This is a genomic window from Curtobacterium sp. MCSS17_016, assembly GCF_003234255.2.
Taxonomy (GTDB): Bacteria; Actinomycetota; Actinomycetes; order Actinomycetales; family Microbacteriaceae; genus Curtobacterium; species Curtobacterium flaccumfaciens.
Genome location: NZ_CP126254.1, coordinates 2604576 through 2625758 on the forward strand (window position 1 = coordinate 2604576; position 21183 = coordinate 2625758).

Here is a 21183-nt window from a genome sequence, read left to right on the forward strand (position 1 = left end):
CACCGTCTACGGAAAGACCCCTGTGACCGAGACCACCGTCCACCACCACCAGTTCGACATCGTCATCATCGGCGCCGGAGGCGCGGGTATGCGAGCCGCGATCGAAGCCGGCCCGAAGGCGAAGACGGCCGTCATCTCGAAGCTCTACCCCACCCGGTCGCACACCGGCGCGGCGCAGGGCGGGATGGCCGCGGCCCTCGCGAACGTCGAAGAGGACTCGTGGGAGTGGCACACCTTCGACACGATCAAGGGCGGCGACTACCTGGTCGACCAGGACGCCGCCGAGATCCTCGCGAAAGAGGCGATCGACGCCGTCATCGACCTCGAGAACATGGGCCTGCCGTTCAACCGCACGCCCGAGGGCAAGATCGACCAGCGCCGTTTCGGTGGCCACACCCGCGACCACGGCAAGTCCCCGGTCCGCCGGGCCTGCTACGCCGCCGACCGCACCGGGCACATGATCCTGCAGACGCTGTTCCAGAACTGCGTGAAGCTCGGCGTCGAGTTCTACAACGAGTTCTACGCGCTCGACCTCATCATGGTCGACGTCGTCGGTGACGACGGTGTCACCCGCCAGCAGCCGGCCGGCGTCGTCGCGTTCGAGCTCGCGACCGGTGAACTGCACGTCTTCCACGCCAAGGCGATGATCTTCGCGACCGGCGGCTTCGGCAAGATGTACAAGACCACTTCGAACGCGCACACCCTGACCGGCGACGGCGTCGGAATCGTGTGGCGCAAGGGCCTGCCGCTCGAGGACATGGAGTTCTTCCAGTTCCACCCGACCGGGCTCGCCGGGCTCGGCATCCTGCTGACCGAGGGTGCCCGTGGCGAGGGCGCGATCCTCCGGAACGCCTCGGGCGAGCGCTTCATGGAGCGGTACGCCCCCACCATCAAGGACCTCGCACCGCGTGACATCGTCGCGCGCTGCATGGTGCAGGAAGTGGCCGAAGGTCGGGGTGCCGGACCGAACAAGGACTACGTGCTGCTCGACTGCACGCACCTGGGGGCCGAGGTCCTCGAGACGAAGCTGCCGGACATCACCGAGTTCGCCCGCACGTACCTCGGCGTCGACCCGGTCGTCGAGCCGGTGCCCGTCATGCCGACCGCGCACTACGCGATGGGCGGGATCCCGACGAACGTCAAGGCCGAGGTCCTGTACGACAACACCACCGTCGTCCCCGGCCTGTACGCCGCCGGCGAGTGCGCCTGCGTCTCCGTGCACGGCTCCAACCGCCTCGGCACCAACTCGCTGCTCGACATCAACGTCTTCGGCAAGCGCTCGGGCAACAACGCCGCCGAGTGGGTCCAGACCGCCGAGTTCCTCCCCCTGCCGGAAGACCCGGCGGCCGGCGTCCGCGGCATGCTCGACCAGCTCCGTGCCTCGACCGGCACCGAGCGCGTCTCCGCCCTCCGCAAGGAACTGCAGGAGGAGATGGACAAGAACGCGCAGGTGTTCCGCACGGACGAGTCGCTCGCCCGTGTCACCGAGACCCTGCACACGCTCCGCAACCGCTTCATGCAGGTCTCCGTGCAGGACAAGGGCAAGCGGTTCAACACCGACCTGCTCGAGGCCGTCGAGCTCGGGTTCCTGCTCGACCTGGCCGAGGTCGTCGTCTACTCGGCGCGCAACCGCAAGGAGAGCCGCGGCGGCCACATGCGCGACGACTACCCGAAGCGCGACGACGAGAACTACATGCAGCACACCATGGCGTACCTGACGGGCGACCCGCACTCGTCACTCGCCGACGACCACATCACGCTCGACTGGAAGCCCGTCGTCATCACGCGGTACCAGCCGATGGAGAGGAAGTACTGAGATGACCGACACCCTGGTCTCCGAGGCACCCCGCACCGACACCGTGCAGGACGCCCCTCCCGGATCCTTCTCCGTCACGGTCATCGTCCGTCGCTTCGACCCCGACGTCGACGACGAGCCGCGCTGGCAGGACTTCGACGTCATGATGCTGCCGACCGACCGCATCCTCGACGCCCTGCACAAGATCAAGTGGGAGCAGGACGGGTCCCTGACCTTCCGCCGCTCGTGCGCACACGGCGTCTGCGGGTCCGACGCGATGCGCATCAACGGTCGCAACCGCCTGGCGTGCAAGACCCTGATCAAGGACCTCGACGTCTCGAAGCCGATCTACGTCGAGGCGATCAAGGGCCTGCCGCTCGAGAAGGACCTCGTCGTCGACATGGAGCCCTTCTTCCAGAGCTACCGCGAGGTGCAGCCCTTCCTGCAGTCCTCGTCGGCCCCGACGCCCGGCAAGGAGCGCGTGCAGTCCGTCGCCGATCGCGCCCGCTTCGACGACACCACGAAGTGCATCCTCTGCGCCGCGTGCACGTCGTCCTGCCCGGTGTTCTGGACCGATGGGCAGTACTTCGGCCCCGCGGCGATCGTGAACGCACACCGGTTCATCTTCGACTCCCGCGACGACGCCGCGAACGTCCGTCTCGACATCCTCAACGACAAGGAAGGCGTCTGGCGCTGCCGCACGACCTTCAACTGCACCGACGCGTGCCCCCGTGGCATCCAGGTGACGAAGGCGATCTCCGAGGTCAAGCAGGCGATCATGCGCGGCCGCGCGTAGTCCCGGCTCCGTCCAAGGCCCAGCACCACGTCGACCGATAGGCTCCCGACCATGACGTTCGCGGACACCCGCCCCATCCTCGACCAGCTCGGCTACACGACCCGGTACGTGCAGCTCCCCGGCGAGACCCTGCTCGAACCGCCGGTCGAGGGGGCGCTCCGCATCGTCCAGACCGACGCCTCCGGCTACGCGCTCGAGGTCGTCGACTACGGAACGGCTCGTCGTCTCGCGCAGGCCACGGGCGAGGACGACGCGGTCGAGATGCTGCGCCGCTTCCTGAACCGTCCGTTCCCGGAGCCGCGCGACATCCCTCGTCATGAGCTCGAGGGGCTCCGCGACCGCGCAGCGTCGACCTACCCGCAGCTCGCGCAGCAGGTCGCGCAGGCCGGCGAGCAGGGGCTGACCATCCAGATCCCGGCCGGTGTCCCCGTCGACCGCATCGGTGGCCCGGACGGCTACCTGCTGCACCCGCTCGACACCCCGCTGCCCAGCCGGTCGCTGCCCCCGCACGTGACCTCCTCGCCGGAGACTCACCGCTACGTCGTCGACCGGCCGTTCCTGGTGAACGTCCGCTTCGTCCAGCCGTGGTTCGAGCAGCCGGGCGGCGCCCTGCGCTTCCAGATCGCCGACCCATCGGCCACCGTGCGTGACCTGGTGGTCGACGGCGCACTCGTCCGCCTCCGGGTCGTCTGAGCCCTCCCCGACACGAGAACAGCCCGCCCCGCGCTCGAAGCGCGGGGCGGGCTGTTCTCGTTCGTGGAACTACCGCAGGTCGGGGCGGTCGTACCGCGCACCGGCCGGGTTCGACGGCAGGCAGCCGAACACGATTGCCGCGGGGCTCGCGATGAGCGACACGAGCCAGAGCGGGCCCGGCAGGTTCGCGTCGTGGAGCCGGCGCCACGCGAGTGCCAGGTTCGGCACGAGGGTGGCGAGCCACCACAGCCCGAAGAGCCCGAGCAGCACGAAGGCGAACGGCGAAGGCGCCCCCGACACGTCGCGCGAGTACCCGTAGTCGTCCACGACGGTTGTGGTCGGGCTGGTGGCGATCAGCAGGGCGATGAAGCCCCCGTAGAGCACGATCGTGACGATGGCGTTGGCCAGGAACCAGTACCAGTACTCACTGCGACCGGCACGGCCATCGAAGCGGGCGTACTTCTTGAAGAACCGGAGGAACGCGTCGAGGAACCCGATGCCGTACCAGGGGGCCCACAGCGGCGGAACGCCGTCCGGGCCGACCGGTATCGGCTCCGCCAGTTGCGGGTACCCACCGACGTACGGCTGGGCGTACTGCTGGTACGGCTGCTGTCCGTAGCCGGGCTGCTGCCCGTAGCCAGGCTGCTGCCCGTAGCCAGGCTGCTGCCCGTACCCAGGCTGCTCGCCGTAGCCGGGCTGCTGCCCGTACCCGGGCTGCTCGCCGAACCCCGGCTGTCCCTGCTGCTGATCGCCGCCGGGCTGGCCCCACTGGGGCGTCCCGTCGTTGCTCATCGGCTCGAGACGGGGCGGTCGTACCGCGCGCCCTGCGGGTTCGAGGGCAGCAGGCCGAAGACGATGCCGACGATGCCGACGAAGATCGCGATGATCCACAGCGCACCGGGGAGGTTCGCGTCGTGCAGTCGGCGCCAGCCGAGGGCGAGCGTCGGGATGATGATCGCGAGTCCCCAGAGCAGGAACAGGATGCCCGAGATGACGAAGAGCGCGGACGGCTCGGTGACGGTGGACTGGACGCTGGCCGACGTCGAGGACGACATCGACACGGTCGAGCGCTCGGAGGTCGCGAAACCGATGGCGTACAGGATGCCGAGGACGATGCCGACGATCGCGTTGGCGAGGTACCACCACCAGAACTCGCTCCGGCTGGCACGACCGCTGAACGTGGCGTACTTCTTGAAGAAGCGGCCGACGGCCTTGCCGAACGAGATCCCGTACCACGGTGCCCAGAGCGGCGGTTCGCCGTTCGGTCCGGTCGGCGGCTGCTGGCCGTACTGCGGTGCGCCGCCGAACTGGGCGTTCGGCTGGTTGTTCGGATCCTGCGGGTACTGGTCGCTCACGTGGTCCCCCTCGAGTGTTGGCTGATGTTCACGGTCGAGTCAACCAGAACTCCTGAGCGGCGGTCAGAACCGGTACCGCGTCACCCCTGCAGCGGACGGTCGTACTGCTGCCCCTGCGGGTTCGACGACATCAGGCCGATGATCAACGAGAACAGGATGCCGATCGGCGGGATGATGAACAACAGGGCGAGCAGGCCGCTGAGGTTGACGTCGTGCAGCCGTCGCACGGTCAACGCGATGAACCCGAGTGCGCAGGCCAGGCTCCAGAGACTGCCGAGTCCGTCCGAACCGTCGTCGACGAACGGCAGCACGTCGAACCCGCTCCCGATGATGCCGGCGGCAGCCGAACCGATGAGGTACCAGAGCGCCCAGAACCAGTACTCCGACTGGCTGGCCCGACCGTCGAAGCGCACGTACTTCTTCCAGAACCGCAGGAACGCCTGGGGGAAGGGGATGCCGTACCAGGGTGCCCAGAGCGGCGGCTCGGACCTCCCACCACTCGGCCGACCCGGACCGGGCTGCCCGTACTGCCCCGGAGGCTGCTGCCCCCACGGTTGCTGTCCGTACAGGCCCTGCTGCTGGCCGTACGGGTCACGGGGCGGGTACTGGTCGCTCATCGGTCGGTTCCTTCCGGCGCGGCTGTCGGTCCACACAGAGTGTGGCACTCCCCCGAGCCGGCGAGCGTCATCCGCGGGAACGACTCCTGTCCGACGATGCTGTCAGGGCAGGAGCGCGAGCTTGCCCCCGGGGTGCCCGGACTCCAGCAGCTCCGCCGCCGCCTTCGCCTCCGCCAGCGGGAAGGCCCGCGCCACCGGCACCTCGAGCTGTCCGGCACCAGCCAGGTCGATGAGCCGCTGCCGCACCGAGTCACGGAAGGCCTTGCTCGCCGGCTGCGCGCCGCCCACCACGGCGATCCCGTCCGATGTGGCCCGCGCCTGCGCGGCGATCGTCACGATCCGTGACCGGTCCGCGACCAACGCGAGCGAGACGTCGACGGCCTCGTCGGTTCCGACGCAGTCCAGTGCCACGTCGATGCCGGAGGGTGCGAGATCACGGACACGAGCCTCCAGGCCGTCGCCGTACGCGACCCACTCGCCACCGAAGCGTCGCACGACGTCCGCACCACGCTCCGACGCGGTGCCGATGACGCGGGTGCCGAGCAGCCGCAGCTGCTGGAGCAGGCTGACGCCGACCGCGCCCGAGGCGCCGTGCACCAGGACGGTGTCGCGCCCCTCGGCGCGGGTGACGCGGAGCATGTCGGCGGCGGTCGAGCCGGCGAGGAGCAGGTTGGCGGCCTCCGGGAAGCCGAGCGAAGCGGGCTTCCCGGAGACGTCGGCCGCGGGCACCGTGACCGACTCGGCCCAGCCGCCGCTGACGCGGAAGGCGAGGACCTCGTCGCCGACCGCTCCCCCACCGGACGCGATCTCGGTGTCGGGGCCGACGGCGGACAGGACGCCGGCGACCTCGTACCCGACGGCGATCGGCAGGTCAGCGGCGTCGCCCTGGCGGGTGTGCTTGGTGTCGGCCGGGTTCATGCCGGCGGCGCGGACGTCGATCGTGACCTCGCCGGGGCCGGGTGCCGGCACCTCCGCCTCGACGTACTCCAGGACTTCGCTGCCGCCGAACCGTGGGGCCACCCAGTGCTTCGTCATGCGGGCGACGGTACGCGTCGCGACCCCGGAACGGACGGGAGGCCCGTCACCAGCTGGTGACGGGCCTCCCGTTCGTCCGTGCGGACGTCGTCAAGCCGCCCTTGCGGACGTCATCAGGCGCGCGCGGACCGGATCCGCTCGGTGAACGCGGCGTGCAGCGGGTGCTCCGCGGCGAGACCGGTGATCTGCGTGGCGACGTCCGCGTCGGACGCGTCCGATGCCAACAGCGCCTGCAGCTCGACGCTCTGCTCGTCGTCCGCGACGTCGAAGCGGAGCGCCGCGGCCATCGCATCGAGGAGCGCGGTCGGCTCGGTACCGTCCTCGGCCAGCGCGGCGGCGGGCGAGACGAACCGCTCGTCGCGCGACAGCTTGCGGAGCGGCTGACGGCCGACGCGGGTCACCGTGTCGGGCAGGTGCGGGTTCTCGAACCGGCCGATGATCGCCTGCACGTACGCGCGGTGCACCTCGGCGTCGAGCTCGTGCCGGCGGATGAGCAGGTCGCTCGTCTCGGCGAGCACGGACTCGAGCTCGGAGCGCACGGCGGGGATCGCGATGGCGTCCGAGATCTTGTCGGCCCCGGCGACGAAGCCGTGGTACGCGACGGTGGCGTGCCCGGTGTTCACCGTGAAGAGCTTGCGCTCGATCGACGCCGCGAGGCCGTCGACGTAGTGCGCGCCGGGGATCTCCGGCTCGTTCCCACCGAACGGCGTGCGGTCGATGGCCCACTCGAAGTAGGTCTCCACGGTGACGTCGAGTCCGCCACCCTCGGGCTGCGCGGGCACGATGCGGTCGACGGCGGTGTTCGCGAAGACGGCGTTGGCCAGGGCGGCGTCGCGGCCGTCCTCGGGCAGGGCGGCGACGATGAACTCGCGCAGGCGGTCCGTGGCGTTGAGGGCGTTCTCGCACGCCATGACGGCGATCGGTGCGGCGTCCGCGTCGCGGGCGACGAGCGCGCGGGCGATGACCGGGGCGATGAACCTCAGGACGTTCGGGCCGACGGCGCACGTGACGATCGCTGCGGACGCGATCTCGGCGACCACGGCGTCCTCGTCCTGCGCGCTGTTCAGTGCGCGGAAGTTCGTGACCTCGTGGTCCTGGGCGCCGGCCCCGACCTCGTGCACGGTGTACGAGTCGGCTGCGGCCAGGGCGTCGATGAGCGGGGCGGCGACGTCGGCGAAGACGACCTCGTACCCGGCCTCGTGGAGCAGGAGCCCGACGAAGCCGCGGCCGATGTTGCCGGCGCCGAAGTGGACGGCGGTGCTGGTGCTCACTCGTTGACCTCGCCGAGGATCGCGAGGATCGCGGCGGTGTCGGCCGCGTCGGTGAGCTTCTGGACCTCGTCCTCGTCGGAGAACACGATCGCGATCTTCGACAGGATGTCGAGGTGCTCGTTGTTCACACCGGCGATGCCGACGACGAAGCGCACGGGGTTGCCGTCCCAGTCGATCGGGCTGGCGTAGCGGATGAACGACAGGGCGGACGACTTGATGGCGTCCTTCGCGTCGTTGGTGCCGTGCGGGATGGCGAGGAAGTTGCCCATGTAGGTGGACACGCTCTTCTCACGCTCGAGCATCGCCGGGTAGTAGTCGGCCGTGACCGCGCCCGCAGCCTCGAGGATCTCGGCCGCCTCCTTCATCGCTTCCGACTTGGTCGGCGCGGTGTCCTCGGTGTGGATGCGGATCTGGCTCTCCTGCAGGACGGGCATCGGGGGTTCTCCTTGTGTTGAGGACGAGATGGAGGGGACGGGTCAGCCCCGTCCCCTCCGATACTGCACTTCGTTACTGGTTGTGGCGTTACTGGTTCTTCAGCTGCTCGACGACCTGGTCGTACTGCGGAGCGTTCATGAAGTTGCCGACCGACACGTGCTGTGCGTTCGGGTTCTTCTGCTTCGCGCGGTCCGTCAGTTCTTCCTGCGTGATGATCAGGTCCTCGTCACCGGACAGGTTCGCGATCGCCTTGTTGGAGACCGTGACCCCTTCGATGCCCGCCTTCTTGATCTTGTTGCGCAGGACGCTGGCGCCCATCGCACTCGAGCCCATGCCGGCGTCGCAGGCGAAGACGAGGTTCTGGACCTTCGTCGCCGTCGCCGTGCTGGCCGAGCCGACGCCGCCGAGGGAGGCCTCGGCCTCTTCCTCGTTGGCCGGGGAGTTGTTGCCGAGCAGGCCGGCGGTCGCCGAGTTGACGTCGCGGCCCTTGTTCGCCTGGAGCTTCGCCATGGCGGCGCTCATGTCACCGCCACCGTTCGCCAGGTCGCGCTTGCGGCTGGCGAGGAGGAAGAAGGACGAGACCGCGAACGACACCGCGGCGGACAGGATGACCGACAGGATCACGCCGAGGAAGCTGTTGCGCTCCGTGGCGCCGAGCACCGCGAAGATCGAGCCGGGCGACGCCGGGGCGACGAGGCCGGACTGGAACGCGACGTTCGTGGCGACACCCGTGGCACCACCGAGGATGACCGCGATGAACAGGATCGGCTTCTGCAGCACGTACGGGAAGTAGATCTCGTGGATGCCACCGAAGAACTGGATGATGATCGCGCCGGGAGCGGTCGAGCGGGCGATGCCGACACCGAAGAAGGTGAAGGCGAGCAGCAGACCGAGGCCGGGGCCGGGGTTCGCCTCGAGCAGGAACAGGATCGACTTGCCCGACTCGGCGACCTGCGCCGCACCGAGCTGGTCGAGCACACCGTGGTTGATGGCGTTGTTCAGGAAGAAGACCTTCGCCGGCTCGATGATGACGCTGGCGAGCGGCAGGAGCGAGTGCTGCACGAGGAAGTCCACCGCGGAGCCGAGGCCCTCGGCGATGAGCTTGAACAGCGGCGCGAGCCAGAAGAACCCGATCATCGCGAGGACGAAGCCCAGGATCCCGGCTGCGTAGTTGTTGACGAGCATCTCGAAGCCGGGCTTGATCTTGCCGTCCCAGATCCGGTCGATCTGCTTGATCAGGTAGGCACCGAGCGGGCCACAAATCATCGCGCCGAGGATCATCGTGGTGCCGGAGGCACCGATGATCACACCCATGGTCATGATCGACCCGACGACGGCACCGCGGGTGTCGTAGATCATCCGGCCGCCCTGGATGGCGATCGCGAGCGGGATGAGGTAGGTCAGGATCGGGCCGACGAGGCCGGGGTTGGCGACGCCGGCCGTCTCACCGAACCCACCGAGGACGCCGACGGGCGTCCACCCGGTCTCGATGAAGAAGGCCGTGATGATGCCCCACGCGATGAAGATCGCGATGTTGGGCATGACCATGCCGGAGAGGAACGTGCCGAACTTCTGAACGGCGACGCGTGCGCCGCCCCGCGACTTCGCGGGTGCGTCGGGCGCTGCAACGGACGACGTTGTCATGTGCGGTGACTTTCTGTGTGGTGGAGCTGCTGCGTGGTGCTGGGCGGGGTGGTGCTGGGGGTGCTGGCTCAGGCGGCGTGCACCGCGGCCGCGGCGGCGGACTTCGCGGCCGCCGCCGTGCTCGCGGCGAGTGCCGCCGTCGCCATCTCGCGGGCCTGTTCGAGCGTGTAGCGACCGAGTTCGGCGCGCACGTCGGCCAGGGCCGCGGGGGTCATGGAGAGGGTCGTGGCGCCGAGACCGACCAGGACGACGGCGAGCAGCGGGTCGGCTGCTGCCTCACCGCAGATCCCGACGGCCTTGCCGGCGGTGGCGCCCGCGGAACCGAGCTGCGCGACGAGGCGCAGGACGGCGGGGTGCCACGGGTCCTGGTACGACGCGACGGTGCCGAGCATGCGGTCGGCGGCCATCGTGTACTGGGTCAGGTCGTTCGTGCCGATCGACACGAAGTCGGCGTTCTGGAACACCTGCTCGGCCATCAGCGCGAGCGACGGCACCTCGGCCATGACACCCGCGGTGCGGATGCCGAGTTCACGGGCCAGGGTGACGAAGTACTCGGTCTCCTCGGCGTCGGCGACCATCGGGGCCATGACCCACAGGTCGGCCTCGGTCGCGGCGTCGGCCTGCGCGAGCGCGGTGAGCTGGTCGCGCAGCACCTCTGGGTGGTTCCGCAGGGCACGCAGGCCGCGGCGACCGAGGGCCGGGTTCTCCTCGTCCTTGTCGGTGAGGAACGGCAGGGGCTTGTCGGCGCCGGCGTCGAGCGCGCGCACGACGACCTTCTTGCCGGGGAACGCCGCGAGCAGCTGGCGGTACGACTCGGTCTGCTCGTCGACCGTGGGGGCCTTCGGCGAGTCGAGGAAGAGGAACTCGGTGCGGAAGAGCCCCACGCCCTCCGCACCGAGAGCAACGGCCCCGGCGGCGTCGGCGGGGCTGCCGAGGTTCGCGAGCAGGGGCACGACGTGGCCGTCGGCGAGGGCACCGGCGGTGAGCGGTGCCGCTGCGGCGGCGAGACGGTCGGCGATGCGACGCTCGACGTCCGCGACGAGTGCGGCGTCGGGGTCGGTGACGACCGTGCCGGCGATGGCGTCCACGACGACGGACTGGCCGTCGGCCAGGTCGTCGGCACCGGTCACGCCGACGATGGCGGTGATGCCCTTGGCGCGGGCGAGGATCGCGGTGTGCGAGGTCGGGCCGCCGTCACGGGTGACGAGCGCCAGGACCTTCTCGAGGTCGAGCAGCGCGGTGTCCGCCGGGGCGAGGTCGCGGGCGACGAGGACGAAGGGAGTGTCCGACTCGGGGACGCCGGGGGCGTGCACGCCGCGGAGCTTGGCGATGATGCGCTGGGCGACGTCGTCGAGGTCGGCCGCGCGCTCCCCCATGTAGCCGCCCATGCCGACGAGCAGGTCGCGGAACTGGGCGAACGCTTCGTACACGGCGCGCTCGGCGTTGATGCCACCGTCGATGCGGGTGTGCACGTCGTCGAGGAGCGTCGGGTCCTGCGCCATGAGCGCCTGGGCCTCGAGCACGGCCTGGGCGTCGCCACCGGCGAGCTGTCCGCGCTTGTTGAGGTCGTCCGCCACGGCGGCCAGTGCGTCGTGCACGGCCTGCTTCGCGTCGTCGGCCGAGCCCACCAGGGCGTCCTTCGACGGTTCACCGAGCGGGTCAGCCATCCGGAGCACGGGGCCGTGGGCAACGCCACGGCCGACGCCGGTGCCGAGCAGTTCGGACATTCGAGACTCCTTCATCTCACACGCGCTTGCGGTGGGGTGGATCGTTCGGTGCACACGACACGGGAACAGACCACGCCCGTGCGGCTGATCAGCACACTACCCCGCTTCGCGTTGACAAACAAACACATCCGGGGATAAAAATGCAGAAACAGATGCCCGTTTGCGTCTGGCGGATCGAACGCAGGGGACGACATCGCGGATGTCGTGCCCGAGCATGTCCGTTCCGTTCCGACCCGAGACGACGAGGTCCGATGTACGCACCAGAACGCCACCAGCGCATCGTCGAGCAGGCGCGCGCGCAGGGCCGGGTGGACGTCAAGGACCTGGCCGAGTCGCTCGCCGTCACGCCCGAGACCATCCGCCGCGACCTGACGAGCCTGGAACGCCGCGGCCTCGTCCGTCGTGCGCACGGCGGTGCGATCCCCGTCGAGCGGATCACCCTGCACCCCGGCGTCGGCGACCGTGGCGGCATCAACCAGACCGAGAAGATGGTCATCGCCGAGGCCGCCCTGGCCGAACTGCCCGAGAACGGCTCGATCATGATCGACGCCGGCACCTCGACCATCTGCCTGGCCGAGCTGCTGCCGACCGACCGCGGGCTGACGGTCGTCACGCACTCGCTCCCCGTCGCCACCGCCGTCGCGAACCGCCCGGGCATCGACCTGCACCTGCTCGGCGGCAACATCCGCAGCGACTCCCTGGCCGGGGTCGGCACCTGGACGCACCAGCTCATCGGCATGGTCAGCGTCGACGTCGCCTTCATCAGCATCAACGGCATCACGCCGGAGCGCGGCCTGACGACCCACAACATGGCCGAGGCCGCCGTGAAGAGCGCCATGATCAAGTCCGCACGACGGAGCATCCTGCTCGCCGACCACACCAAGTTCGGCCGCGAGGAGTTCGGTCGCGTCGCCCCGCTCGCAGCGATCGACACGATCATCACCGACCCCGCCGTCAACCTCGACCTGGTCCGCGAGGTCGAGGCCGCCGGCACCGAGGTCTTCTGGCCCGGCCGACCCTGACCGCGCCCCGTCCCCGCCCACCCAGTGCTCGCTAGCATGAGCCAACCACCCATCGACAGGAGTACATCGATGTCCGAAGCCACCCGCACCGTGACCGTCGCCAGCGCATCCGGCCTGCACGCTCGCCCCGCATCCCTCTTCGTCCAGACCGTGACGGCGTCGGGGCACCAGGTCACGATCGCCAAGGGCGACAAGTCCGGGAACGCCGGCAGCATCCTCGCCCTGCTCGGGCTCGGTATCGAGAACGGCGACGAGGTCACCCTCACCGTCTCGGGCGACGACGCCGAGACCACCGCGGACAGCCTGGTCGAGTTCCTCAAGACGGACCACGACGCGGCCTGATCGCGCAGGTCGCGTCCTGCACGCGACCACCAGACGGACGGGAGGCACGGTGCCAGCTGGCACCGTGCCTCCCGTGCGTCCGTGGGGGCGTCCAGGGCTGTCGGCACCCGCCGATAAGGTGTTCTGCATGACACGCCTGCGCCTCGCATCCGTCAACGTGAACGGCGTCCGCGCCGCCTTCCGCAAGGGCATGGGCGACTGGCTCGCCACCCGCGACGTCGACGTGCTGGCCCTGCAGGAGGTGCGCGCGTCGAGCGACGACCTGGCGGCGCTGCTCGGCGACGAGTGGGACATCGTGCACGACCCGGCGACCGCGAAGGGCCGGGCCGGCGTCGCGATCGCATCCCGACACTCCGCCCAGATCCACCGCGTCGCGCTCGGCCCGGACGACTTCGACTCGGCCGGCCGCTGGCTCGAGGCCGACTACGAGATCGGCGGGACGACCGTCACGGTGGTCTCCACCTACGTGCACTCGGGCGAGGTCGACACCCCGAAGCAGGACGAGAAGTGGAAGTTCCTCGACGCCATGACCGAGCGGCTGCCGGCACTCCGGGCGCACAACCCGCTCGCGGTCGTCGTCGGTGACCTGAACGTCGGGCACGACGAGCGCGACATCAAGAACTGGAAGGGCAACGTCAAGCGAGCTGGCTTCCTGCCGCGCGAGCGCGCCTACTTCTCGCGGTTCTTCGGCGCCGACGGCGAACCGGTCGAGGGCGCCGACGGCTCCACGGGTCCCGGCCTCGGATGGGTCGACGTGGGTCGTGCCCAGGCCGGCGACGTCGACGGCCCGTTCACGTGGTGGTCGTGGCGCGGTCAGGCCTTCGACAACGACACCGGCTGGCGCATCGACTACCAGATGGCGACGCCCGACCTGGCCGCCAAGGTCACGGAGTACACGGTCGACCGCGCCGCGGCGTACGACCAGCGATGGTCCGACCACGCCCCCGTGGTCGTCGACTACGAACTCTGACCCCTCTTCTCTCGCTTCACCTGACGCACCGGAGCACCACCATGACCAAGACCCGCATCTTCTCGGGCATCCAGCCGTCCGCCGGATCGCTGCACCTCGGCAACTACGTCGGGGCGCTCATGCAGTGGAGGACCCTGCTCGACGACTACGACGCCATCTACTGCGTCGTCGACATGCACGCCATCACCTCGCCGCAGGACCCGGCCGAGCTCCGCGCGAACACCCGGGCCACCGCTGCGCAGTACATCGCGTCGGGCATCGACCCGTCCAAGGCGACGCTGTTCGTGCAGTCGCACGTGCCCGCGCACGCCGAACTCGCCTGGGTGCTGAACACCCTGACCGGCTTCGGCGAGGCGAGCCGGATGACCCAGTTCAAGGACAAGTCGGCACGCCAGGGCGCCGAGGCCGCGTCGGTCGGGCTCTTCACCTACCCGATCCTGATGGCCGCGGACATCCTGCTCTACGACACCAAGGTCGTGCCGGTCGGGGACGACCAGCGCCAGCACGTCGAACTCACGCGCGACCTGGCCGGACGCTTCAACTCGCGGTTCGGCGACACCTTCGTCACGCCCGAGGCACGCATCCTGACCGAGACCGCGCGCATCTACGACCTGCAGGACCCGACCAGCAAGATGAGCAAGTCCGCAGCGTCGGACAACGGCCTCATCCGTCTGCTCGACGACCCGAAGCGCACCGCGAAGAAGATCAAGTCGGCCGTCACCGACGCCGAGCGTGAGATCCGGGCCGACCGCCAGACGAAGCCCGGTGTGACGAACCTGCTGACGATCCTGTCGGCGTTCACCGGCACCTCGATCACTGCGCTCGAGGAGTCGTTCGCCGGAAAGGGCTACGGCGACCTGAAGGGCGAGGTCGCCGACGCCGTCGTGGCCGAGCTCGAACCGGTCCGCGCCCGCACGCTCGAACTGCTCGACGACCCGGCGGAGCTCGACCGGCTGCTCGCCGTCGGCGCCGACCGCGCCGAGTCGATCGCGCAGGAGACCCTGGCCCGCGTCTACGACCGCATCGGGTTCGTCCCGCGGTCGCGCGGCTGACCGTGCAGCCCGTCACCCTCGAGTCGGCGCGGGTCCGGCTCGACCTGCCCACCCGCGCCGACACCGCGGCGATCACCGAGGCCTGCCAGGACCCGGAGATCGTCCGGTGGACGACGGTGCCGACGCCGTACCGCGAGCAGGACGCCCGGACCTTCGTCGACGCCCTGGTCGGACCGGGGTGGGCATCGGACCGCGAGTACACCTGGGCGATCCGACCGGCCGGTTCGACGTGGCTCGCGGGCATCATCAGCTACCGCACCGCCGGCCGTGACCTCGGGTTCTGGCTCGCACCGTCCGCGCGCGGTGCCGGACTCATGCACGACGCTGTCCGGCTCGTCGTCGACTGGGCGTTCGAGCAGGGCGCGCCGGACGTCTACTGGGAGTGCTACGAGGGCAACGCAGCGTCGGCAGCGGTCGCCCGTGCGGCCGGGTTCTCGTTCACGGGCCTCGGCGCAGCACGGGTGCCGGACCGGGACGGCGGCCCGACCACGGCGTGGACCGCACTGCGACGCGCCGACGGCACCCCAGCCTCCGCGCTCCCCTGGCCCGTCGCCTGAACGCGCTCACATCCGTGGTGACGTGTCACCCAACCGCCGCCGGTAGGCTCGGCCCGTGAGCGACACGGCACGACCCACCGAGGTCCGGGCGATGCGCCGCGGGCTCGAACTCGCGGCCCTCGGGCCCGTCGTCGGCGACCACGCCCGCGTCGGCGCCGTGATCCTCGCCCCCACCGGTGAGGTCCTCGCCGAGGGGTGGCACAAGGGCGCCGGCACACCGCACGCCGAGGTCGACGCGATGGCCAAGGTCGACCCGGCACTGCTGCGCGGTGCCACGGCGGTCGTCACCCTCGAACCCTGCAACCACGTCGGCCGCACCGGGCCGTGCGCCGTGGCCCTGCTCGACGCGGGGATCGCCCGGGTCGTGTACGCGATCGACGACCCCGGCGCCGACGTGCACGGCGGCGCCGACCGACTCCGCGCCGCCGGGGTCCAGGTCGTCTCCGGCGTCCTGGCCGCCCAGGCCGAGGCGTTCCTCGAACGCTGGCTGCTCTCGGTCCGGCTCGGCCGACCGTGGGTCACCGTGAAGTGGGCGTCCAGTCTGGACGGGCGCGCCGCCGCTGCCGACGGCACGAGCAAGTGGATCACCGGCGCCGCCGCACGGCAGCACGTGCACGAACAGCGCGCAGCCCACGACGCGATCCTCGTCGGCACCGGCACCGTCCTGGCCGACGACCCGAGCCTGACCGCGCGCGGGGACGCCGGCGAACTGCTCGCCGACCAGCCGCTCGCCGTGGTGCTCGGCGACCGCCCGGTGCCGGCCGACGCCGCGGTCCGTCGGCACCCGCGGGGGCTCGTCACCCTGCCCGGACACGACCTGGCCACCTCGCTCGGTGCCCTGCGCGGGCACGGCGTGCACTCGGTGTTCGTCGAGGGTGGCCCCACGGTCGCCTCGGCGCTCATCGCCGCCGGACTCGTCGACGAGTACCTGGTGTACATCGCCCCGGTGCTGCTCGGCGGACCCCGGGTCGCCCTCGACGACCTGGGCGTGGGAAGCATCTCCGACCGTCGGCGGTTGGACGTACTATCGACCACCAGCCTCGGCCCCGACCTGCTGGTCCGAGCCCGACCGCACCGTCCGCAACACCAGAACCAGCACCAGCACGACCGCCAGCAGCAGCAGCACGCGACACCCGGGCTCGGGAACGACGGGCCCACGAACGACCGGAGCACCCCATGACCGATGCGCTGACCTCCCCCACGCCGGGGAGCCCGGTCAAGTTCGAGGTGTCGACGAACGTGCCGACCACCCACGGCACCTTCCAGATGCGCGCCTACCGCGACCTCGTGACGAGCGCGGAGCACGTCGCGATCATCGGCACCCTGCCGGACGGCTCGATGCCCACCGACGGCGCACTCGTCCGGGTGCACTCCGAGTGCCTGACCGGTGAGGCCTTCGGGTCGCTGAAGTGCGAGTGCGGCCCCCAGCTCGACGCCGCGCTCGACACGATCGCGGCCGAGGGCGGCGTGGTCATCTACCTGCGCGGGCAGGAGGGCCGTGGCATCGGTCTCATCAACAAGCTCAAGGCCTACCGCCTGCAAGAGGACGGTCTCGACACCCTCGACGCCAACCTCGCGCTCGGTCTGCCCGCCGACTCCCGCGCCTACGGCGGCGCCGCGGGCATCCTCGCCGACCTCGGCATCACCCGCGTCCGGCTGCTGTCCAACAACCCGGAGAAGCGCCGCCAGCTCGAGGAGCACGGCATCACCGTCGACTCCCTCGTGCCGCTCGTCGTGGGCATCTCGGCACAGAACGCCGGGTACCTGGACACCAAGCGCGACCGGATGGGCCACCAGCTGCCGGAGCACCTCGAAGCCGGGGCCGGCGCGGGCGCCTGAGCGCGCGCCGACGACGGACGCTGCGGCCAGCTGACTCTGGGCTGATTCGCAGGCAGACGACATCTGTCGTATGATCGGGCTTCCGTCACAAGCGGTCCCCTCTCAGCCGAACGCACCCGATCGGTGCCCGCGCCACCCCGCGCGAACCGATCGGTGTCCGCCGTTTCGGATCCTCGTGTTCCCCGTCGGGAGCACGCAGCACGGAAGACCCCGCCCTGTCATGACCGCCGCCCCGGCACCCGCAACCCCCACCTCCGCTCCGGCACCCGCCGGCAACCCGCGCTCCCGCGTCGTCATCGCGAGCCTCGTCGGCACGTCGATCGAGTTCTACGACTTCTACGTCTACGCGACCGCCGCGGTGCTCGTCTTCCCGACGCTGTTCTTCCCGAACGAGGACCCGACGGCCTCGCAGCTGTCGTCCTTCGTCACCTTCGCCCTGGCGTTCTTCGCCCGGCCGGTCGGGTCGATCATCTTCGGGCACTTCGGTGACCGGATCGGCCGCAAGACCACCCTCGTCGCGTCGCTGCTCGTGATGGGCACCGCCACGTTCCTGATCGGCTGCCTGCCGACGTTCGACACCATCGGGGTCTGGGCCCCGGTCCTGCTCGCCGTGATGCGCTTCGCCCAGGGCGTCGGGCTCGGTGGCGAGTGGTCCGGTGCGGCCCTGCTCGCGACCGAGAACGCACCGAAGGGCAAGCGCGGCGTGTTCGGCTCGATGCCGCAGCTCGGTGCCCCGATCGGCTTCCTGCTCGCGAACGGCCTGTTCATCGCGATCAACGCGGCGATGCCCGCCGGTGCCGACGGCACCCCGAACGCCGACTTCCAGGCGTGGGGCTGGCGCATCCCGTTCCTGCTCTCCGCCGTGCTCGTCATCATCGGTCTCTACGTGCGCTTCAAGCTCGTCGAGTCGCCGGTGTTCCGCGGTGTGCAGGAGTCCGGCACGGTCGCGAAGGTCCCGCTCGGCCGGGTGTTCCGCACCTCGTGGCGGGCCGTCATCGTCGGCACGTTCGGCATGGTCGCCACGTACGTGCTCTTCTACTTCATGACGACGTTCACCCTGTCGTACGGCACGACAGGCTCCGAGGCCAGCGCACTCGTCCCGAAGGTCGGCCTCGGGTACACCCGTGGCGAGTTCCTGACCCTGCTCATGATCGGCGTCGTGTTCTTCGGCATCTTCACCCCGATCGCGGGGCTGCTCGCCGACAAGTTCGGCCGCCGCAAGATCCTCATCCCGACCACGATCGGCATCGCGCTGTTCGGCCTGACGTTCCAGTTCTGGTTCGCGGCGTCGAGCGGCCCGATCACCGTGGTGACCTTCCTCATCGTCGGGCTCTCGCTGATGGGGCTGACCTTCGGTCCGATGGGTGCGCTGCTGCCCGAGCTGTTCCCGACGAACGTCCGGTACACCGGCTCGGCAATCGCGTACAACGTCGCGTCGATCCTCGGTGCGTCGCTCGCCCCGACCATTGCACTGGCGCTCTGGAAGCCGGACGGCGACATCTTCCTGGTCGGCCTGTACCTGACGATCGCCGCGGTCGTGACGCTGGTCGCGCTGCTCTTCGTGCGCGAGACGAAGTCGAAGGACATCGCCGACGCCTGATCGGCGACGCATCCGCGGGACGGGCGCACCCCGCTCAGCAGCGACGCGAAGCGTTGCGCGGGGTGCGCCGACCGAGCCTGCGAGGGAGGGGTGCCAGCTGGCACCGGGCCTCCCGTCCGTCGTGTGCGCGCCTCGCCCCGCGCAACACGCCGTCGTGTCAGCGGGACGCCGCATGCCCGTCGAGACGCCGCCGGATTCGGCGGCGTCTCGCGCGCGTGGCGGCGTCGAACGAAGACGCCGGCGTCTGCGCACCCGATGCTGCACGGCTCGCGCCGTCAACGCAGGTTGACGAATGTCGGTGCGTCAATGTAGGTTGACACCCATGGACCGACCGACCATCACGAGCCTCGCGGCCGGAGCATCAGGGGACGACCCGTTCTCCGCCCTCGCCAACGTGCGGGAACTCCGCCGTGAACTCGACCGGACCGAAGAGCTCGCCGCGCGACGTGCCCGCACCGCCGGCGCCTCGTGGCAGGAGATCGCGACGCTGCTCGGTGTCAGTCGACAGGCAGTGCACAAGAAGTACGGCAGAAACTAGGAACACGATGAGCTTCCCCTTCGCACGCCCGAAGACCTCCGACGGCCCCCGCGCCACGTTCGGTCGCCTGCTGTCCTACCTGTTCGAGAACAAGCCCGCGATGGTCGTGATCATCGTGCTGAGCGTCCTCGGGGCGGGGGCCTCGCTCGCGCAGCCGCTCCTGGTCAACCAGGTCATCACCGCGGTGCAGCAGGGCAACACCCTCAGCACGCTCGTGTGGCTGCTGGTCGGGCTCGTCATCGTCGCGGGGGTGCTGAACGGCGTGCAGCACTTCCTGCTGCAGCGCGCGGGCGAGGGCGTCGTGCTCTCCACCCGCCGCAAGCTCATCGCCCGCATCCTCAACCTGCCGATCTCGGAGTTCGACACGCGGCGCACCGGCGACCTGGTGTCCCGCGTCGGCAGCGACACCACGCTCCTGCGTGCCGTCCTGACCCAGGGGCTGATCGAGTCGATCGGCGGCGCGCTCACGTTCATCGGCGCCATCGTCGCGATGGCGATCATCGACCCGCTGCTGCTCGGCATCGTGATCGTGATCGTCCTGATCGCCATCGTCGTCGTCGGCGGGCTGAGCCGTCGCATCCGGGTCGCCTCGAAGCGTGCGCAGGAGAAGGTCGGCGACCTCACCGCCGCCGTCGAACGCGGGATCGGCGCGGTCCGCACGATCCGTGCGGCCGGCGCCACCGCACGCGAGGTGCGCGAGGTCGACGGCCACGCGACCGAGGCCTACAAGCGCGGCCTCGACATCGCCAAGATGTCCGCCTTCGTCGTCCCCGTCGCGAGCATCGTCATGCAGGTCGCGTTCATCGCCGTCCTGGGCGTCGGCGGGGCACAGGTCGCGGCCGGCACCATCACCATCGCGACGCTCATCACGTTCATCCTGCTGCTCTTCATGATGATCATGCCGCTCGGCCAGGCGATGGGCGCGGCAGTGGCCGTCGCCCAGGCGCTCGGCGCGCTCGGCCGGATCGAGGAGATCCTGCACCTGCCGATCGAGTCCCAGGACGACGAGTCGGTCCGGCCCGCCGCGGCGGTCGCCACCGACGACGCCATCGCGTTCGAGCACGTCTCGTTCCGGTACCGCGCCCAGGCGGACGCCTCGGGTGCCGACGGCGCGGTCGCGTCCGACCCCGCGGACCGTCCAGGAGGCCCGGATCGCGTCGACGACGAGCGCCCGGCCGACGACGTGGTGCTCCACGACGTGTCGTTCCGGGTGCCCCGCGGCTCGCGAGTCGCACTCGTGGGTCCGTCCGGTGCCGGCAAGTCGACGACCCTGGCGCTCATCGAGCGGTTCTACGACCCCACCGACGGCGTGATCCGCCTGGGTGGCATCGACGTCCGCGGCATGGACCGCGACGAGCTCCGGGCTCAGATCGGCTACGTCGAGCAGGACGCCCCCGTGCTCGCCGGCACGATCCGCGCCAACCTGCTGCTCGGGTCGCCGAACGCCACCGAGGACGACTGCGTCCGGGTGCTCGAGGCGGTCAACCTCGGCGAGGTCATGCACCGCGATCCCCGCGGTCTCGACGCGCAGGTCGGTGAGGACGGCGTGATGCTCTCCGGTGGGGAACGGCAGCGCCTGGCCATCGCCCGCGCGCTGCTCGCCGCTCCCCCGATCCTGCTGCTCGACGAGTCGACGTCGTCACTCGACGGCGTCAACGAGCAGAAGATGCGGCTCGCGATCGACGCCGTCGCCGAGGACCGCACCCTGCTCGTGATCGCCCACCGGTTGTCGACGGTGGTCGACTCCGACGTGATCGTCGTGCTCGAGCACGGCCGGGTGGTCGGCAGCGGCACGCACTCCGAGCTCGTGGAGTCGACGCCGCTCTACCGCGACCTGGCGAAGCACCAGCTGCTGGTGTGAGTGCCGGTACGGCCGCGGGCACCGCGGCCGTACC

The 21183-nt window shown here is 70.3% G+C and carries 20 protein-coding genes and 1 pseudogene; 13 read left to right on the forward strand and 8 right to left on the reverse strand.

What is annotated here, in order from left to right:
* Positions 1 to 22 precede the first annotated feature (22 nt).
* Genes sdhA through DEJ19_RS12235 form a run of 3 tightly spaced genes read left to right on the forward strand, consistent with a single transcriptional unit; the run spans position 23 to position 3284 of the window.
* Complete coding sequence (gene sdhA / locus DEJ19_RS12225; RefSeq protein ID WP_027466445.1) at positions 23 to 1816, forward strand: succinate dehydrogenase flavoprotein subunit; 1794 nt, start codon at positions 23 to 25, stop codon at positions 1814 to 1816.
* A gap of 1 nt (position 1817) precedes the next feature.
* Complete coding sequence (locus DEJ19_RS12230; RefSeq protein WP_017888736.1) at positions 1818 to 2591, forward strand: succinate dehydrogenase iron-sulfur subunit; 774 nt, start codon at positions 1818 to 1820, stop codon at positions 2589 to 2591.
* Between the two features lie 51 nt (positions 2592 to 2642).
* The gene (locus DEJ19_RS12235) at positions 2643 to 3284 is read left to right on the forward strand and encodes a TNT domain-containing protein (RefSeq protein ID WP_111100099.1); all 642 of its coding nucleotides are present in this window, start codon (positions 2643 to 2645) and stop codon (positions 3282 to 3284) included.
* A gap of 69 nt (positions 3285 to 3353) precedes the next feature.
* Here DEJ19_RS12235 and DEJ19_RS12240 read toward each other — a convergent pair whose 3' ends face one another.
* From DEJ19_RS12240 to ptsP, 8 genes are all read right to left on the reverse strand, one after another.
* On the reverse strand, positions 3354 to 4076 hold the full coding sequence (locus DEJ19_RS12240) for a DUF805 domain-containing protein (RefSeq protein ID WP_181441549.1): 723 nt from the start codon (positions 4074 to 4076) through the stop codon (positions 3354 to 3356).
* Entirely contained in the window at positions 4073 to 4639 is a 567-nt protein-coding gene (locus tag DEJ19_RS12245; RefSeq protein WP_111233396.1) for a DUF805 domain-containing protein, read from the reverse strand. The genes DEJ19_RS12240 and DEJ19_RS12245 overlap by 4 nt, the downstream gene beginning before the upstream one ends.
* Before the next feature lie 80 nt (positions 4640 to 4719).
* A complete protein-coding gene (locus DEJ19_RS12250) occupies positions 4720 to 5256 on the reverse strand; it encodes a DUF805 domain-containing protein (RefSeq protein ID WP_111233397.1) in 537 nt (178 codons plus the stop codon).
* Between the two features lie 102 nt (positions 5257 to 5358).
* Positions 5359 to 6291 (reverse strand): NADP-dependent oxidoreductase, encoded by a 933-nt coding sequence (locus DEJ19_RS12255; protein WP_111233398.1) that lies wholly within the window; start codon positions 6289 to 6291, stop codon positions 5359 to 5361.
* 113 nt (positions 6292 to 6404) lie between these two features.
* The gene (locus DEJ19_RS12260) at positions 6405 to 7562 is read right to left on the reverse strand and encodes a mannitol-1-phosphate 5-dehydrogenase (protein WP_111233399.1); all 1158 of its coding nucleotides are present in this window, start codon (positions 7560 to 7562) and stop codon (positions 6405 to 6407) included.
* On the reverse strand, positions 7559 to 7996 hold the full coding sequence (locus DEJ19_RS12265) for a PTS mannitol transporter subunit IIA (protein ID WP_017888729.1): 438 nt from the start codon (positions 7994 to 7996) through the stop codon (positions 7559 to 7561). The genes DEJ19_RS12260 and DEJ19_RS12265 overlap by 4 nt, the downstream gene beginning before the upstream one ends.
* 88 nt (positions 7997 to 8084) lie before the next feature.
* Positions 8085 to 9641, reverse strand: coding sequence for a PTS mannitol transporter subunit IIBC (locus DEJ19_RS12270; RefSeq protein WP_071406396.1), 1557 nt, complete (start codon positions 9639 to 9641; stop codon positions 8085 to 8087).
* 68 nt (positions 9642 to 9709) lie between these two features.
* Positions 9710 to 11368 carry a phosphoenolpyruvate--protein phosphotransferase gene (ptsP, locus tag DEJ19_RS12275; protein WP_111233400.1) on the reverse strand — a complete coding sequence of 553 codons (1659 nt, stop codon included), beginning with the start codon at positions 11366 to 11368 and terminating at the stop codon, positions 9710 to 9712.
* A gap of 251 nt (positions 11369 to 11619) precedes the next feature.
* Here ptsP and DEJ19_RS12280 point away from each other — a divergent pair, with 251 nt between their 5' ends.
* The 10 genes and pseudogenes from DEJ19_RS12280 (at position 11620) to DEJ19_RS12325 (ending at position 21149) form a co-directional block, all read left to right on the forward strand.
* On the forward strand, positions 11620 to 12390 hold the full coding sequence (locus DEJ19_RS12280; protein ID WP_071406394.1) for a DeoR/GlpR family DNA-binding transcription regulator: 771 nt from the start codon (positions 11620 to 11622) through the stop codon (positions 12388 to 12390).
* Between the two features lie 69 nt (positions 12391 to 12459).
* The gene (locus DEJ19_RS12285; RefSeq protein WP_022905912.1) at positions 12460 to 12732 is read left to right on the forward strand and encodes an HPr family phosphocarrier protein; all 273 of its coding nucleotides are present in this window, start codon (positions 12460 to 12462) and stop codon (positions 12730 to 12732) included.
* Between the two features lie 127 nt (positions 12733 to 12859).
* Positions 12860 to 13702, forward strand: a complete 843-nt coding sequence (locus DEJ19_RS12290) for an exodeoxyribonuclease III (RefSeq protein ID WP_110863349.1) — start codon at positions 12860 to 12862, stop codon at positions 13700 to 13702.
* A 41-nt stretch (positions 13703 to 13743) separates the two neighbouring features.
* Positions 13744 to 14754 carry a tryptophan--tRNA ligase gene (trpS, locus tag DEJ19_RS12295; protein ID WP_110863350.1) on the forward strand — a complete coding sequence of 337 codons (1011 nt, stop codon included), beginning with the start codon at positions 13744 to 13746 and terminating at the stop codon, positions 14752 to 14754.
* Between the two features lie 2 nt (positions 14755 to 14756).
* Positions 14757 to 15311 carry a GNAT family N-acetyltransferase gene (locus DEJ19_RS12300; protein WP_181441550.1) on the forward strand — a complete coding sequence of 185 codons (555 nt, stop codon included), beginning with the start codon at positions 14757 to 14759 and terminating at the stop codon, positions 15309 to 15311.
* A 91-nt stretch (positions 15312 to 15402) separates the two neighbouring features.
* Positions 15403 to 16491 (forward strand): bifunctional diaminohydroxyphosphoribosylaminopyrimidine deaminase/5-amino-6-(5-phosphoribosylamino)uracil reductase RibD, encoded by a 1089-nt coding sequence (gene ribD, locus DEJ19_RS12305; RefSeq protein ID WP_258377409.1) that lies wholly within the window; start codon positions 15403 to 15405, stop codon positions 16489 to 16491.
* A 29-nt stretch (positions 16492 to 16520) separates the two neighbouring features.
* Positions 16521 to 17150: pseudogene (ribA, locus tag DEJ19_RS12310) on the forward strand (GTP cyclohydrolase II); the annotation flags it as partial.
* A 220-nt stretch (positions 17151 to 17370) separates the two neighbouring features.
* On the forward strand, positions 17371 to 18750 hold the full coding sequence (locus DEJ19_RS12315) for an MFS transporter (RefSeq protein WP_111233403.1): 1380 nt from the start codon (positions 17371 to 17373) through the stop codon (positions 18748 to 18750).
* Positions 18751 to 19072: 322 nt separating this feature from the next.
* Entirely contained in the window at positions 19073 to 19288 is a 216-nt protein-coding gene (locus tag DEJ19_RS12320; protein WP_027466417.1) for a hypothetical protein, read from the forward strand.
* Between the two features lie 7 nt (positions 19289 to 19295).
* On the forward strand, positions 19296 to 21149 hold the full coding sequence (locus DEJ19_RS12325) for an ABC transporter ATP-binding protein (protein WP_111233404.1): 1854 nt from the start codon (positions 19296 to 19298) through the stop codon (positions 21147 to 21149).
* Positions 21150 to 21183: the final 34 nt, after the last annotated feature.

What these genes read in the sequence shown, in the direction of transcription:
- DEJ19_RS12230 (WP_017888736.1), top strand. Translation starts at nt 1,818, where the DNA reads ATGACCGACACCCTGGTCTCCGAGGCACCCCGCACCGACACCGTGCAG.
- DEJ19_RS12325 (WP_111233404.1), top strand. Translation starts at nt 19,296, where the DNA reads ATGAGCTTCCCCTTCGCACGCCCGAAGACCTCCGACGGCCCCCGCGCC.
- DEJ19_RS12270 (WP_071406396.1), bottom strand. Translation starts at nt 9,641, where the DNA reads ATGACAACGTCGTCCGTTGCAGCGCCCGACGCACCCGCGAAGTCGCGG.
- ribD (WP_258377409.1), top strand. Translation starts at nt 15,403, where the DNA reads ATGCGCCGCGGGCTCGAACTCGCGGCCCTCGGGCCCGTCGTCGGCGAC.
- DEJ19_RS12255 (WP_111233398.1), bottom strand. Translation starts at nt 6,291, where the DNA reads ATGACGAAGCACTGGGTGGCCCCACGGTTCGGCGGCAGCGAAGTCCTG.
- DEJ19_RS12315 (WP_111233403.1), top strand. Translation starts at nt 17,371, where the DNA reads ATGACCGCCGCCCCGGCACCCGCAACCCCCACCTCCGCTCCGGCACCC.
- DEJ19_RS12320 (WP_027466417.1), top strand. Translation starts at nt 19,073, where the DNA reads ATGGACCGACCGACCATCACGAGCCTCGCGGCCGGAGCATCAGGGGAC.
- trpS (WP_110863350.1), top strand. Translation starts at nt 13,744, where the DNA reads ATGACCAAGACCCGCATCTTCTCGGGCATCCAGCCGTCCGCCGGATCG.
- DEJ19_RS12280 (WP_071406394.1), top strand. Translation starts at nt 11,620, where the DNA reads ATGTACGCACCAGAACGCCACCAGCGCATCGTCGAGCAGGCGCGCGCG.
- DEJ19_RS12235 (WP_111100099.1), top strand. Translation starts at nt 2,643, where the DNA reads ATGACGTTCGCGGACACCCGCCCCATCCTCGACCAGCTCGGCTACACG.
- DEJ19_RS12290 (WP_110863349.1), top strand. Translation starts at nt 12,860, where the DNA reads ATGACACGCCTGCGCCTCGCATCCGTCAACGTGAACGGCGTCCGCGCC.
- ptsP (WP_111233400.1), bottom strand. Translation starts at nt 11,368, where the DNA reads ATGTCCGAACTGCTCGGCACCGGCGTCGGCCGTGGCGTTGCCCACGGC.
- DEJ19_RS12250 (WP_111233397.1), bottom strand. Translation starts at nt 5,256, where the DNA reads ATGAGCGACCAGTACCCGCCCCGTGACCCGTACGGCCAGCAGCAGGGC.
- DEJ19_RS12265 (WP_017888729.1), bottom strand. Translation starts at nt 7,996, where the DNA reads ATGCCCGTCCTGCAGGAGAGCCAGATCCGCATCCACACCGAGGACACC.
- DEJ19_RS12285 (WP_022905912.1), top strand. Translation starts at nt 12,460, where the DNA reads ATGTCCGAAGCCACCCGCACCGTGACCGTCGCCAGCGCATCCGGCCTG.
- DEJ19_RS12240 (WP_181441549.1), bottom strand. Translation starts at nt 4,076, where the DNA reads ATGAGCAACGACGGGACGCCCCAGTGGGGCCAGCCCGGCGGCGATCAG.